The organism is Kitasatospora sp. NPDC003701 (genome assembly GCF_053587085.1).
Genome location: NZ_JBSFNM010000073.1, coordinates 1 through 13,584, shown reverse-complemented (window position 1 = coordinate 13,584; position 13,584 = coordinate 1). Strand labels below are relative to the sequence as shown.

Sequence of the window (13,584 nt, the reverse complement as noted above, 5' to 3'; positions counted from 1 at the left end):
GCGGCCGTCCGGCCGTCCGGGCGCCCCGTCGTGAAGCCGTCCGGCCGCCGCCGGGCGCCGGGGCTCAGCGCACCCAGCCGCTCCGGTAGTCGGCCCAGTTCTGCTCGGTGGCGGCGAAGTCCACGTACAGGCCGACGCCGAAGTTCTTCCGGTCCAGGTCGTAGCGGCCGAGACCGAGCCGGATGCCGCGGATGCCGGCGTCCACCGTCTCGGCGTGCCCCCAGTGGCCCCACTTGTCCTCCCAGTAGAACGGCAGGCCCATCAGCAGGTCCACGTCCTCCGGGGTGGCCTCCAGGGCGAGCTCGGTCTGGTAGGCGTTGTAGCCGCCGTAGAGCGACTCGGTCGGCATGCTGGAGTCGTAGGTCATCACCGCGATCTGGTCGACCCGGCGGGCGGTCTGGGCGAAGTAGGCCTGGTCCCACCACTTGCCGTGGTCGGTCAGCGCGATGGCGATGTCGTGCTGGAAGGGCAGCGGGTCGATCTGCGGGGCGGCCACCGACAGCCGGGCGCCGCGCTCGGCGGTGACCGGGCGGACCTGGTCCAGCAGCGCGAGCCAGCCCCGGGAGCCGGGGCGGATCGGCTCCATGTCGAAGTGCACCCCGTCGAAGCCGAGGTCCAGCACCTGGCGGGCGGAGGCGGTCACCCGGTCCCGGGTGGCGGCGTCCTCCAGGTCCAGGGCGTCCTTCTCGGGCTTGACCTCGTCGCCCAGCCAGCCCTGCACCCGGATGCCGGGCACGGCCCGGTGCGCGGCCTCGACGAACCACCGGGCCCGGGGGTGGACGCTCGGCGGCAGCGAGCCGTCGTGCTCCAGCGGACCGGTGTGGACGTACAGGTCGCGCACGCCCGTCCCGGCGAGCCGCCGGGCGAGGTCGGCGACGTCGGCGTCACTCTTCCGGCCGTCCACCCAGGCGTGGCCCAGCCAGACCGCGTCCTTGCCGCGGGTGCGGGCCTCGGGGGAGGGGTCTCCGGCGTACTGCAGCCGCAGGGCGAGCGCCGCCGAGCCGACCGGCAGCACGGCCACGGCCGCCGCGACCAGCGTCACCACAAGGGCGCGGCGCCATCGGGACCAGCCCCGCCAGCGCGTTCGCAGGGCCCGTGGCGGTGCCGCCAGGGCCCGTCCGAGCAGTCGTATCCGTGCGCCGATCCCCGCCATGCAGTCGCTCCCCCTCGCGGCCGAGTGCTCAGGATACGAAATGCTCCACCGGCGCACGCCACCGGCCGGATACCCTGGCCACGTGCGTGCCCGATTCAGCGGGCGCGCAAAGCCGACAGCCGTCGCACCCAGGGAGAAGCCCCATGGCCACTGCAGCCGACCCGTCCATCACTCAGCAGAGCCGCGCGAACGCTTTGCGTGAGTCGCTCGCCACCAGGGTGGTGGTGGCCGACGGCGCGATGGGAACCATGCTCCAGGCCCAGGACCCGAGCCTGGAGGACTTCCAGAACCTGGAAGGCTGCAACGAGGTCCTCAACGTCACCCGGCCCGACATCGTCCGCTCCGTCCACGACGCGTACTTCGCGGTGGGCGTGGACTGCGTGGAGACCAACACCTTCGGCGCCAACTTCTCGGCGCTCGGCGAGTACGACATCCCCGACCGGATCTTCGAGCTGTCCGAGGCCGGTGCCCGGATCGCCCGCGAGGCCGCCGACTCCTTCACCGACGGCCGGACCCGCTGGGTGCTCGGCTCGATCGGCCCCGGCACCAAGCTGCCCACCCTCGGCCACGCCCCGTACGAGGTGCTGCGCGACGGCTTCCAGCTGAACGCGGCCGGCCTGATCGCCGGCGGCGCCGACGCGCTGCTGGTCGAGACCAGCCAGGACCTGCTGCAGACCAAGGCCGCGATCCTGGGCTCCAAGCGGGCGCTCGCCGAGGCCGGGCTGGACCTCCCGGTCCTCGTCCAGGTGACGGTCGAGACCACCGGCACCATGCTGCTCGGCTCGGAGATCGGCGCGGCGCTGACCGCGCTGGAGCCGCTGGGCGTCGACTACATCGGCCTGAACTGCGCCACCGGCCCGGCCGAGATGAGCGAGCACCTGCGCTACCTGGCCAAGAACGCGAAGATCGGCCTCTCCTGCATGCCGAACGCGGGCCTGCCGGTGCTGGGCAAGGACGGCGCCCACTACCCGCTGTCCCCGGAGGAGCTGGCCGAGGCGCACGACACCTTCACCCGCGAGTACGGCCTCTCGCTGGTCGGCGGCTGCTGCGGCACCACGCCCGAGCACCTGCGCCAGGTGGTCGAGCGCGTCCAGGGCCGTCCGGTCACCGCCCGCGACCCGCGCCCGGAGCCCTCGGCGGCCTCGCTGTACCAGGCGGTGCCGTTCCGCCAGGACACCTCCTACCTGGCGATCGGCGAGCGCACCAACGCCAACGGCTCGAAGAAGTTCCGCGACTCGATGCTGGCCGGCGACTGGCAGGCCTGCGTGGAGATCGCCCGTGAGCAGATCCGGGACGGCTCCCACCTGCTGGACCTCTGCGTGGACTACGTCGGCCGGGACGGCGTCGCCGACATGAAGGAGATCGCCGGCCGGCTGGCCACCGCCTCCACCCTGCCGATCGTGCTGGACTCCACCGAGCCGGACGTGCTGCGGGCCGGCCTGGAGGCGCTCGGCGGCCGCGCGCTGCTCAACTCGGTCAACTACGAGGACGGCGACGGCCCGGACACCCGGTTCGGCCGGATCGCCTCGCTGGCCCGCGAGCACGGGGCCGGCCTGATCGCCCTCACCATCGACGAGGAGGGCCAGGCCCGCACCGCCGAGACCAAGGTCGCCATCGCCGAGCGGCTGATCGCCCAGCTCACCACCGAGTACGGCATCGACGAGGGCTCGATCCTGGTCGACTGCCTGGCCTTCACCCTGGGCACCGGCCAGGAGGAGTCCCGCCGGGACGGCATCGAGACCATCGAGGCGATCCGCGAGCTCAAGCGCCGCCACCCGGACGTGCAGACCACCCTGGGCCTGTCCAACATCTCCTTCGGGCTGAGCCCGGCCGCCCGGATGGTGATCAACTCGGTCTTCCTGAACGAGTGCGTCGAGGCGGGCCTGGACTCGGCGATCGTGCACGCCTCCAAGATCCTGCCGATGGCCCGGATCCCCGAGGAGCAGCGCGAGGTCGCCCTCGACCTGGTCTACGACCGCCGCAGCGAAGGCTACGACCCGCTGCAGAAGCTGCTCCAGCTCTTCGAGGGCGTCTCCTCGACCTCGATGAAGGCGTCGAAGGCGGAGGAGCTGGCGGCGCTGCCGCTGGAGGAGCGCCTGCAGCGCCGGATCATCGACGGCGAGCGCAACGGCCTGGAGGCCGACCTGGACGAGGCGCTGACGGAGCGTCCGGCGCTGGAGATCGTCAACAGCACGCTGCTGGCCGGGATGAAGGTGGTCGGCGAGCTGTTCGGCTCCGGCCAGATGCAGCTGCCGTTCGTGCTGCAGTCCGCCGAGGTGATGAAGACCGCGGTCGCTCACCTGGAGCCGCACATGGAGAAGTCCGACGACGAGGGCAAGGGCACCATCGTGCTGGCCACCGTCAAGGGCGACGTCCACGACATCGGCAAGAACCTGGTCGACATCATCCTGTCCAACAACGGCTACAACGTGGTCAACCTGGGCATCAAGCAGCCGGTCTCGGCGATCCTGGACGCCGCCCAGGAGCACCGGGCGGACGTCATCGGGATGTCCGGCCTGCTGGTGAAGTCCACCGTGATCATGAAGGAGAACCTGCAGGAGCTGAACCAGCGCAAGCTGGCGGCCGACTACCCGGTGATCCTCGGCGGCGCCGCGCTCACCCGCGCCTACGTCGAGCAGGACCTGCACGAGATCTACGAGGGCGAGGTCCGCTACGCCCGGGACGCCTTCGAGGGCCTGCGGCTGATGGACGCGCTGATCGCGGTCAAGCGCGGCGTGCCCGGCGCGACCCTGCCGGAGCTCAAGCAGCGCCGGCACGCCCGGGTGGAGGTCGAGGAGCCGGACGAGGTCAACCTCGGCCAGATCCGCTCGGACGTCGCGGTGGACAACACCGTGCCCGCCCCGCCGTTCTGGGGCGACCGGATCGTCAAGGGCATCCCGTTCGCCGACTACGCCTCCTGGCTGGACGAGGACGCGCTGTTCAAGGGGCAGTGGGGCCTGAAGGCCGCGCGCACCGGGGAGGGCCCCTCGTACGAGGAGCTGGTGGAGACCGAGGGCCGGCCGCGGCTGCGGATGTGGCTGGACCGGCTGCAGACCGAGGGCTGGCTGGAGCCGGCCGTGATCTACGGCTACTTCCCGGCCAACTCCAAGGGCGACGACCTGATCGTCTACAACGAGGACGGCTCCGAGCACACCCGCTTCACCTTCCCGCGCCAGCGGCGCGGCCGGCGGCTCTGCCTGGCGGACTTCTTCCGCCCGGAGGAGTCGGGCGAGCGGGACGTGCTCGGCCTGCAGGTGGTGACCATGGGCAACCGGGTCTCCGAGGCCGCCAACGAGCTGTTCGCCAACAACTCCTACCGCGACTACCTGGAGCTGCACGGCCTCTCGGTGCAGCTGGCCGAGGCACTGGCCGAGTTCTGGCACGCCCGGGTCCGCTTCGAGCTGGGCTTCTCCGGCGAGGACCCGCAGGACGTCAAGGACATGTTCGCGCTCAAGTACCGGGGCGCCCGCTTCTCGCTCGGCTACGGGGCCTGCCCGGAGCTGGAGGACCGCGCCAAGATCGCCGAGCTGCTGCGGCCCGAGCGGATCGGCGTGGTGCTGTCGGAGGAGTTCCAGCTGCACCCCGAGCAGTCCACGGACGCGATCGTGATCCACCACCCGGAGGCCAAGTACTTCAACGCGCGGTAACCCCCGCGTCGCGCACCGTTCGCTCCTTTCCGCAGGGCGGGGCGTATCCTGGATCATCCTGAACGGGCCGGTCCGCTCACCAGCGGGCCGGCCCGTGCCATCCCCAGGGGCAGCGCCCCGGGGCACGGACGGAAGGACCCCGCCATGACGACCATCTCCACCGCCACCCGTACCCTCGACCACGGCGACGGCCGGGGCCTGCAGGCGGTGCTGCTGGACATGGACGGGACCCTGGTGGACACCGAGGACTTCTGGTGGAAGTCCGAGGCCTCGCTCTTCGCCGAGCTGGGCTACACGCTGGACGAGAACGACCGCGCCCACGTGGTCGGCGGCCCGATGAGCCGGGTGATCGACTACCTGCTGGCCGCCACCGGGGTGGACATCTCGCCGGCCGACCTGACCGTCCTGATCAACCAGCGCTTCGTGGACCTCCTGGGCGGCGGCGTGCCGCTCATGCCGGGCGCCGAGCGGCTCCTCAACACCCTTGCCGCGCACGGCGTCCCGGCCGCGCTGGTGTCCGCCTCGCACCGGCACGTCATCGACATCGTGCTGCAGTCGCTGGGCGCCCACCACTTCGCCTTCACCATCGCGGGGGACGAGGTGCCGCGGACCAAGCCGCATCCGGACCCGTACCTGGAGGCGGCGCGCCGGCTGGGCGCGGAGCCGGGCCGCTGCGTGGTGGTGGAGGACGCGCCGACCGGCGTCCGCGCGGCCGAGGCGGCCGGCTGCCCGGTGATCGCGGTGCCGTCGGTGGCGCCGATCGAGCCCGCCCCCGGGCGGCTGGTGCTGCCCTCGCTGGAGCACGTCGATCTTGAACTGCTCCGCTCGCTGGTCGCCTCGCGAGTGTGATTGTCGTCTCATTGCGGAGACCTCTTACCGACCGGTACGTGGTCGGTGTCGTCCGCTCACGGCGCGTCCCCGGGGAGAAATCGGGCATTGCCTGACAACTCGTGGGACGGCCGCGCCCACACCGTCCCCTCGTGTCCCAACTGTCACCTGTACACGTATCGGTGGGGTGTGTTCGATATGGCACGCTACTCCAGTTCGTTCCCCACCCCCGAGCCCTGCCATCGCCGCTGACGGGCAACCCCGTCCTGCCCGCGGTCGCACGGCGCCCGGTCCGTGCGCGACCTCCACGACCCCGGAGGATTAACCGAGCGCGGGCCGCCGGCCCCCCGGCCGGACCGCACCCGAAGGACGCGACCCGTGAAGACTTCAGCTGAACGACTGGCAGTGCTCGGCTGCGCCGGCCTGGTGGCCGTCTCGGTGGCCGGCTGCGGCTCGGTCACCGACGCCGTCAAGGGGGACGGCGACAAGGCGATCACGATGGGCACCACCTCGGTCACCAACGTGCTGGACCCGGCCGGCGCGTACGACGCCGGCTCCTGGCTGCTGCTGCGCAACACCTTCCAGTCGCTGCTGTCCTACCCGGCCGCCTCCAGCACCCCCGGCCCGGACGCCGCGCAGTCCTGCGAGTTCACCGCGGGCGAGGCCACCCAGTACCACTGCACGCTCAAGGGCGGCCTGAAGTTCTCCAACGGCCACGCGCTCACCGCCGCCGACGTCGTCTACTCCATCGAGCGGACGAAGAAGATCGCCGACCAGAGCGGCCCGTCGGGCCTGCTGGAGTCGATCAAGTCGGTCGAGGCCAAGGGCGACACCGAGGTGCTCTTCCACCTCTCCGCGCCCGACGCGACGCTCCCGGCGAAGCTCGCCGGCCCGGCCGGCGCCATCGTCGACCAGGAGGTCTTCCCGGCCGACAAGCTGCTGTCCAACGACAAGCTGGTCGGCTCCGGCCCGTACAAGATCGACTCGATCGAGACCACGGCCGTCGAGGGCGGCGCCAAGGTCCCCGGCAAGGTCGTGCTGTCCCCCAACGACAAGTACACCGGCGACGCCAAGCTCCGGAACAAGAAGTTCACCCTCCGGTACTTCGACAAGCCGGCCGAGCTGAAGGCCGCGCTCGACAAGGGCGACATCGACCTGGCCGACAACAGCCTGGAGCCCAACACCGCGGCCCAGGTCCTGGCCGACCAGCAGGGCGGCAAGAGCGACCTCCAGGTCGTCGAGGGCGACAGCAACGACACCCGCTACCTGGTCTTCAACACCAAGGACGCGACCGGCGGCAACGTCGCCGTCCGGCAGGCGGCGGCCCAGCTGATCGACCGCAAGTCGCTCGCCCGCGACGTCTTCGCGCGCACCGTCCAGCCGCTCTACTCGATGGTCCCGGCCGGTGTCGCCGGCCACAACACCGCCTTCTTCGACAAGTACGGCGACCAGGACGTCAACAAGGCCAAGGCGATCCTGACCGCGGCCAAGGTCCAGATGCCGGTCAAGCTGAACCTCACCTGGTCGCGCTCGCGCGCCGAGGGCGCCGAGGCCGACGCGCTGAAGAAGCAGCTGGAGGCCGGCGGCGTGTTCCAGGTGACCGTCCAGCACGAGGCGGACTGGGACGTCTACAAGAAGGGCTGGGTCGAGGGCAAGTACCAGGCCTACACCATCGGCTGGTTCGCCGACTACCCGGACGCGGACAACTACGTCGCGCCGCTGATCGTCGACGGCGGGGCCTACCACCACGGTTGGGACGACCCGCGGATCAGCCAGAAGCTGGTGCCCGAGAGCCTCAAGCAGGCCGACCGCGCGGCCGCCGCCGCCAGCTACACGCAGATCCAGGGCATCGTCGCCGAGAACGCGCCGCTGATCCCGCTGTTCCAGAACAAGGCCTTCTTCGCCTCGCGTTCGAACATCACCGGTGTGGAGTCGACCGTCGACACCACGGGCTTCTTCCGCTTCTGGGAGATCGGCCGGCTCGGCAAGTAACCCGGGCGACCCTCAGCACGGTGGCCCGTCCACTCCCCCCAGGGTGCAAGGGGAGCGGACGGGCCACCGTCACATTCCGGTCCGGTACCGGACCGGCCGGGCTCAGAGCGCGCCGGGGCGCACCAGACCGCTCTCGTACGCGTACACCGCCGCCTGGACCCGGTCCCGCAGCTGAAGCTTGGTCAGCACATGGCCGACGTGCGTCTTCACCGTGGTCTCGCTGACGAACAGCTCCGCCGCGATCTCCGCGTTGGACAGGCCGCGCGCCACCAGCTTCAGCACCTCCAGCTCACGCTCGGTCAGCGCGTTCAGCGCCTGCGGCGGCGCCTCCTCGCCCGAGGGCAGCTTGGTGGCGTACATGTCCAGCAGCCGCCGGGTGATGCTCGGCGCCAGCATCGCCGCGCCGTCCGCGACCACCCGGATCGCCTGCACCAGCTCCTCGGCCGGCACGTCCTTCAGCAGGAAGCCGCTGGCACCCGCGCGCAGCGCCTCCACCACGTACTCGTCCAGGTCGAAGGTGGTCAGCACCAGGACCTTCGCCGGGCCGTCCCGACCCGGGCCGGCGATCCGGCGGGTCGCCTCCACGCCGTCCATCCGGGGCATCCGGATGTCCATCAGCACCACGTCGGGCTGCAGGGCCCGGACCTGGTCCAGCGCCTGCTGGCCGTCGCCGGCCTCACCGACCACCACCAGGTCGGCCTCGGCCTCCAGGATCATCCGGAAACCGGTGCGAAGCAGCGGCTGGTCGTCGACCAGCAGCACTCGGATCGTCACCTAGGACTCCTTGCTCATCGGATCCCCCGTGGGATCGTCCTCGTCAGACGTACGGGCCGGCGGCACCGGCAGCGGGTACGGCGGGGGAGTGCCGCCGAACTCCGGGCAGCTGGCCTGGTGGTCGCACCAGTCGCAGAGCCGGTTGCGGGTCGCGGGGAAGTCGCCGGTGGCCACCGCCTCGGAGATCCGCTCCCAGAGCGCCTGCAGTTTGCGCTCCACCGCGAGCAGGTCCGCCTCGTCCGGGTCGTAGCTGACCACGTCCCCGCCCCCGCCGAGGTAGACCAGCTGCAGCCGCTTGGGGATCACGCCCTTCCACCGCCACACCACCAGCGCGTAGAACTTCATCTGGAACATCGCCTTGCCCTCGAAGTCCCGCGAGGGCGCCCGGCCGGTCTTGTAGTCCACCAGCCGCACCTCGCCGGTGGGCGCGACGTCGACCCGGTCGATGTAGCCGCGCAGCAGCAGCCCCGACTCCAGGGCCGTCTCCACGTACAGCTCCCGCTCCACCGGGTGCAGCCGGGTCGGGTCCTCCAGCCGGAACCAGCGCTCGACGAGCTTCTCGGCGTCCGCCAGCCAGCGGGTCAGCGCCGCGCCGTCCGGGTCCTCCGGGAACAGCGAGACCAGCTCCGGGCGCTCGCCCAGCAGCCGCTCCCACTGCGGGCGCAGCAGACCCAGCGCCCGCTCCGGCGTCCGCTCGACCGCCGGGCTGTCGAACAGCCGCTCCAGCACCGCGTGCACCAGCGTGCCCCTGGTCGCCGCCGCGCTCGGCGGCTCCGGCAGCTTGTCGATCACCCGCAGCCGGTACAGCAGCGGGCAGGTCAGGAAGTCCCCCGCGCGGGACGGGGACAGGCCGGTCGGCGGCGCCGGTGGACGCGCCGGGGCCGCGACGGCGCTGCTGGTGTCGGTCTGCTGCATACCCCGACCCTATTGCCCCGAGCTGTCATCCCGCTGCCACGGTGCTGCCACACCGCGCTCCCAGTGGGTATGAAGCCTGCGAGAGGGGCGCGCGACGGTACGCGGCCCTGATCACGTAGCGTGGGCGCACGGCCGCACGACGGGGAACCGACCGAAGGGATCACGGTGAGCGACAGCAGAGGTCGACAGACCTCCGAGCAGCCACCGCAGGACGGCGGCTCCCGGCCCGGCCCCCGCCCGCCCGAGGAGCCGGAGCGGCACAGCGGCATCCTGATGGGCCGGCCCTTCGGCGTGCCGGTCTACGTCACCCCCTCCTGGTTCGTGATCGCCGCGCTGATCACCTGGGTCTTCGGCGGGCAGCTGGAGCACGTGCTGCCCGGGCTCGGCGCCACCCGCTACCTGGTCGCGTTCTTCTTCGCGGTGGCCTTCTACGGCTCCGTCCTGATCCACGAACTCGCCCACACCGTGGTCGCGCTCCGCTACCGGCTCGGGGTCCGCCGCATCCGGCTGCAGTTCCTCGGCGGCGTCTCCGAGATCGAGCGGGAGGCCGAGAGCCCCTGGCGGGAGTTCTGGCTGGCCTTCGTCGGCCCGCTGCTCTCGCTGGTGCTCGGCGGCGTCTTCTACCTCGCCGTCCAGGCCGTCGAGCTCTCCAGCGTCCCGGGAGTGCTGCTCACCGGCCTGATGGTCTCCAACCTCGTCGTCGCCGCCTTCAACCTGCTGCCCGGCCTCCCGCTGGACGGCGGGCGGATGCTGCGCGCCGTCGTCTGGGCCGTCACCGGCCGGCCGATGACCGGCACCGTCGCCGCCGCCTGGGCCGGCCGCGTGCTGGCGATCGCCGTCCTGATCGGCCTGCCGCTGCTCGGCGCCGCCCGCGGCGTCGAGCGCACCACCACCGACACCCTGGTCGACGCCGTGCTGGCCGCCGTCCTCGCCGTGATCATCTGGAACGGCGCCGGCGCCGGGGTCCAGCAGGCCCGGCTCAAGGAGGTCCTGCCCGACCTGCGGCTGCGCGACCTCGTCCGCCGGGTCGTCGAGGTCACCTCCGACACCCCGCTCGGCGAGGCGCTGCGCCGCGTCCGCGAGGAGCAGGCCGGCGCCCTCGTGGTGATCGACGGCCGCGGCGACCCGATCGCCCTGGTCCGCGAGGCCCAGGTCCGCGAGGTCCCCGAGCACCGGCGCCCCTGGGTCGCCGTCGGCGCGCTGGCCCGCGACCTCGAACCGGGCCTGCGGCTGTCCGCCGAACTCGCTGGCGAGGACCTGCTGCGCGCCATCCGGGCCAACCCGGCCAGCGAGTACCTGGTGGTGGAGCCCGACGGCCGGGTCTACGGCGTCGCCACGCTCAGCGACATCGAGCAGCGGTTGACCACCGCCATCGCCGGCCGGTGATCATCGTGGTCGGCCGGAGCGCCCGCTTCCCTTAGGATTGTCCGCATGTCCGAACCGACCGGTGCCACCCGCCGACGCGGGCCCTTCCAGGTCGGGGACCAGGTCCAGCTGACCGACCCGAAGGGCCGCCACTACACGTTCACGCTCCAGGCCGGGAACCAGTTCCACACCCACAAGGGTGCGTTCCCGCACGACGAGCTGATCGGCGCCCCCGAGGGCACGGTCGTGCGCACCACGGGGAACGTCCCGTACCTCGCGCTGCGCCCCCTGCTCCCCGACTACGTCCTGTCCATGCCGCGCGGCGCCGCCGTGATCTACCCCAAGGACGCGGGGCAGATCCTGGCGATGGCCGACATCTTCGCCGGCGCCCGCGTGGTCGAGGCCGGCGTCGGCTCCGGCGCGCTCTCCACCTACCTGCTGCGCGCCGTCGGCGACACCGGCATGCTGGCCTCCTACGAGCGCCGGCAGGACTTCGCCGACATCGCCCAGAGCAACGTCGAGCGCTACTTCGGCGGCCCCCACCCGGCGTGGAAGCTCACCGTCGGCGACCTCCAGGACAACCTGGTCGAGTCCGACGTCGACCGCGTCATCCTCGACATGCTGGCCCCCTGGGAGTGCCTGGACGTCGCCTCCAAGGCGCTCGTCCCCGGCGGCCTCATCTGCTGCTACGTGGCCACCACCACGCAGATGTCGAAGACCGTCGAGGCGCTGCGCGAGCACGGCACCTTCACCGAGCCGCAGGCCTGGGAGACCATGGTCCGCACCTGGCACCTGGAGGGCCTGGCCGTCCGCCCGGACCACCGGATGATCGGGCACACCGGCTTCCTCCTCACCTCCCGCCGCCTCGCCGACGGCGTCGAGCCGCCGCTGCGCCGCCGCCGCCCGGCCAAGGGCGCGTACGGCGAGGACTACGACAACGGCTCGGCCGAGCCGAGCCTGCAGGAGCGCGCCGCCGCCCGGGCCGCCGCCCGCGCCGGCGGGACCGAGCAGCCGGAGCAGTCGGACCTCGGCTGACCGTACGTCCGCAAGGGGTGGTACGGCGGGTTTCACGCCCGCGTACCACCCCTTCGTGCTACCTGCGCACCCGGGCCGCCTCCCGGCCACCCCGGTGTGGGACGATGCTCGCTCACACCGACCCACTGGAGGGGACGCCTGGTGGAGACCGCGGTCACGGCGACGGTTGAGCAGCAGACACCGCAGGCCCGCAGCGGGCCCGGACACGCCCGATCGGCCCCCTGGCACTGGGCCCTCGCGATCGGCGGCTGCGCCGCCGTGGTGGCCACCGCGCTCGCCGCGGACCCGGCCACCGGAACGCCGAAGCCCGCCCGCCCCACCGTGAAGGCCCTCCCGGCGGCGGCCGCGCCCGATCCGGCCAAGGCCGAACTCCCGCTGGACTGCGGCCCGTTCCCGGTCAAGATATCCGTCAGTTTCGCCGCCGACCTCGGCGACGGCCGTCCCGGCACCGTCGCCGCCGCGCACTGCGCGGCCGAGAACGGCACCCCGCCGGACGCCGTCTACCTGCTCGCCCCCGGCGCCGACGGCCGGCCCGCCGTCGTGGCCACCCTGCTCTCCGAGCGCGAGAACCTCACCGTCGGCCGGCTCGGCCTGCGCAGCGACGGCGTCATCACCGGCCACGCGCAGGGGTACTCCAGCGACGACGTGCCGCGGTTCAGCCCGGACATCTCACTGGACCTCACCTGGACGCGCAAGGGCGGCGGCTGGGACCGTGCCCAGACCGCCGCCCCACTCGCGCAGGTCTGACTGTTATTCGCCCGCTCGCCTCCGGGCCGCTTTGACCCGGTGCCGACGTTCCTCGCTCCGGCGCTCGTGCCTCGCTTGTCACTCGTCGCTTTCGGCATCGGCGCGGCCCTTCGGCTCGGGGCGGGACCCGCGGGCTACTCCGCGTCCGGGCCGTAGACCTCGGCCCGGTCGGAGACGCGCCGCACGTGGATGCAGTCGCCCGGGCAGTCCTTCACCGAGTCCACCACGTCCTGAAGCAGCGTCAGCGGCACCGGTACGGTCTCGCCGGGCTGCTGGCGCAGTTCGTCGTCCGAGCCCTTCACATAGGCGAGGCCGTCGATGTCGAGCTCGAAGACCTCGGGCGCGTACTGCGCACAGATGCCGTCGCCGGTGCACAGATCCTGGTCGATCCACACCTCCAGCGCTTCGCCGGTCGTCGCCTCTTCGGTCACCGACATGGTCCCCTGCCGTTTCTGTCCCGGGTCGCCCCTTATTGGGAGGCAATCCCGCCATTCGTACAACGATCGGACCGCGACCCGCGGTCGCGATCGGATATCGACTCGTTCGACGATACATCTGGTCGGCTTTGGGTGGTGCGCGCTGGGTATCTCCTTAGCAGAGGGGAAGCACGCGAGGGCGAAGATCGGACACGCCCGTTCCATCTTTCTTGATCTAGGGGTTTACGGACCCCTGGTCCCAGGTAGGGTCTGGAAGCGTCCAGCTCCCCGGAGGAGGTGAGGACCGTGGCAGCCCACGATGACGACTACAACCGCAGCACCGGCAGGCCCGCTCGTGGTTCCGACGAGGCCGCTCAGGTCTCGTACCTTGAGCAGGAAATCGCCGTGCTGCGCCGCAAGCTCGCCGACTCGCCGCGCAATTCGAGAATCCTCGAAGAGCGGATCGTCGAGCTCCAGACCAACCTGGCCGGCGTGTCCGCCCAGAACGAACGGCTCGCCTCCACCCTGCGAGAGGCCCGCGACCAGATCGTGGCCCTCAAGGAGGAAGTGGACCGGCTGGCACAGCCCCCGGCCGGATTCGGCACCTTCCTCAGCCAGAACGAGGACGGCACCGCCGACATCTTCACCGGGGGTCGCAAGCTCCGCGTGAACGTCAGCCCCAACGTCGACCTCGACGAGCTGCGGCGCGGCC

10 protein-coding genes and 1 pseudogene are annotated in these 13,584 nt (G+C 71.8%); 7 read left to right on the top strand and 4 right to left on the bottom strand.

Annotation, left to right across the window (positions count from 1 at the left end; all coding sequences use genetic code 11):
* Positions 1-64 precede the first annotated feature (64 nt).
* A complete protein-coding gene (locus ACWDRR_RS38815) occupies positions 65-1,153 on the bottom strand; it encodes a hypothetical protein (RefSeq protein ID WP_449777000.1) in 1,089 nt (362 codons plus the stop codon).
* A gap of 143 nt (positions 1,154-1,296) precedes the next feature.
* Here ACWDRR_RS38815 and metH point away from each other — a divergent pair, with 143 nt between their 5' ends.
* From metH to ACWDRR_RS38800, 3 genes are all read left to right on the top strand, one after another.
* A complete protein-coding gene (metH, locus tag ACWDRR_RS38810; RefSeq protein ID WP_449776999.1) occupies positions 1,297-4,800 on the top strand; it encodes a methionine synthase in 3,504 nt (1,167 codons plus the stop codon).
* A gap of 144 nt (positions 4,801-4,944) precedes the next feature.
* A complete protein-coding gene (locus ACWDRR_RS38805) occupies positions 4,945-5,649 on the top strand; it encodes an HAD family hydrolase (protein ID WP_449776998.1) in 705 nt (234 codons plus the stop codon).
* A gap of 357 nt (positions 5,650-6,006) precedes the next feature.
* Entirely contained in the window at positions 6,007-7,620 is a 1,614-nt protein-coding gene (locus tag ACWDRR_RS38800; RefSeq protein WP_449776997.1) for an ABC transporter substrate-binding protein, read from the top strand.
* Positions 7,621-7,722: 102 nt separating this feature from the next.
* On the opposite strand, the gene ACWDRR_RS38795 is transcribed toward ACWDRR_RS38800, so the two are convergent.
* Positions 7,723-8,394 carry a response regulator transcription factor gene (locus tag ACWDRR_RS38795; RefSeq protein ID WP_329486940.1) on the bottom strand — a complete coding sequence of 224 codons (672 nt, stop codon included), beginning with the start codon at positions 8,392-8,394 and terminating at the stop codon, positions 7,723-7,725.
* A complete protein-coding gene (locus ACWDRR_RS38790; RefSeq protein WP_449776996.1) occupies positions 8,395-9,309 on the bottom strand; it encodes a RecB family exonuclease in 915 nt (304 codons plus the stop codon). It lies immediately after the preceding gene.
* A gap of 165 nt (positions 9,310-9,474) precedes the next feature.
* On the opposite strand from ACWDRR_RS38790, the gene ACWDRR_RS38785 reads away from it, so the two are divergent.
* From ACWDRR_RS38785 to ACWDRR_RS38775, 3 genes are all read left to right on the top strand, one after another.
* Positions 9,475-10,695, top strand: a complete 1,221-nt coding sequence (locus ACWDRR_RS38785; RefSeq protein ID WP_449776995.1) for a site-2 protease family protein — start codon at positions 9,475-9,477, stop codon at positions 10,693-10,695.
* Positions 10,696-10,740: 45 nt separating this feature from the next.
* A complete protein-coding gene (locus ACWDRR_RS38780; RefSeq protein ID WP_449776994.1) occupies positions 10,741-11,709 on the top strand; it encodes a tRNA (adenine-N1)-methyltransferase in 969 nt (322 codons plus the stop codon).
* Between the two features lie 141 nt (positions 11,710-11,850).
* On the top strand, positions 11,851-12,456 hold the full coding sequence (locus ACWDRR_RS38775; protein ID WP_449776993.1) for a hypothetical protein: 606 nt from the start codon (positions 11,851-11,853) through the stop codon (positions 12,454-12,456).
* A 134-nt stretch (positions 12,457-12,590) separates the two neighbouring features.
* Here the strand turns inward: ACWDRR_RS38775 and ACWDRR_RS38770 are convergent, their stop codons facing one another.
* Entirely contained in the window at positions 12,591-12,893 is a 303-nt protein-coding gene (locus ACWDRR_RS38770) for a ferredoxin (protein ID WP_360626963.1), read from the bottom strand.
* Between the two features lie 285 nt (positions 12,894-13,178).
* Here ACWDRR_RS38770 and ACWDRR_RS38765 point away from each other — a divergent pair.
* Positions 13,179-13,584, top strand: a pseudogene (locus ACWDRR_RS38765) (proteasome ATPase); the annotation flags it as partial.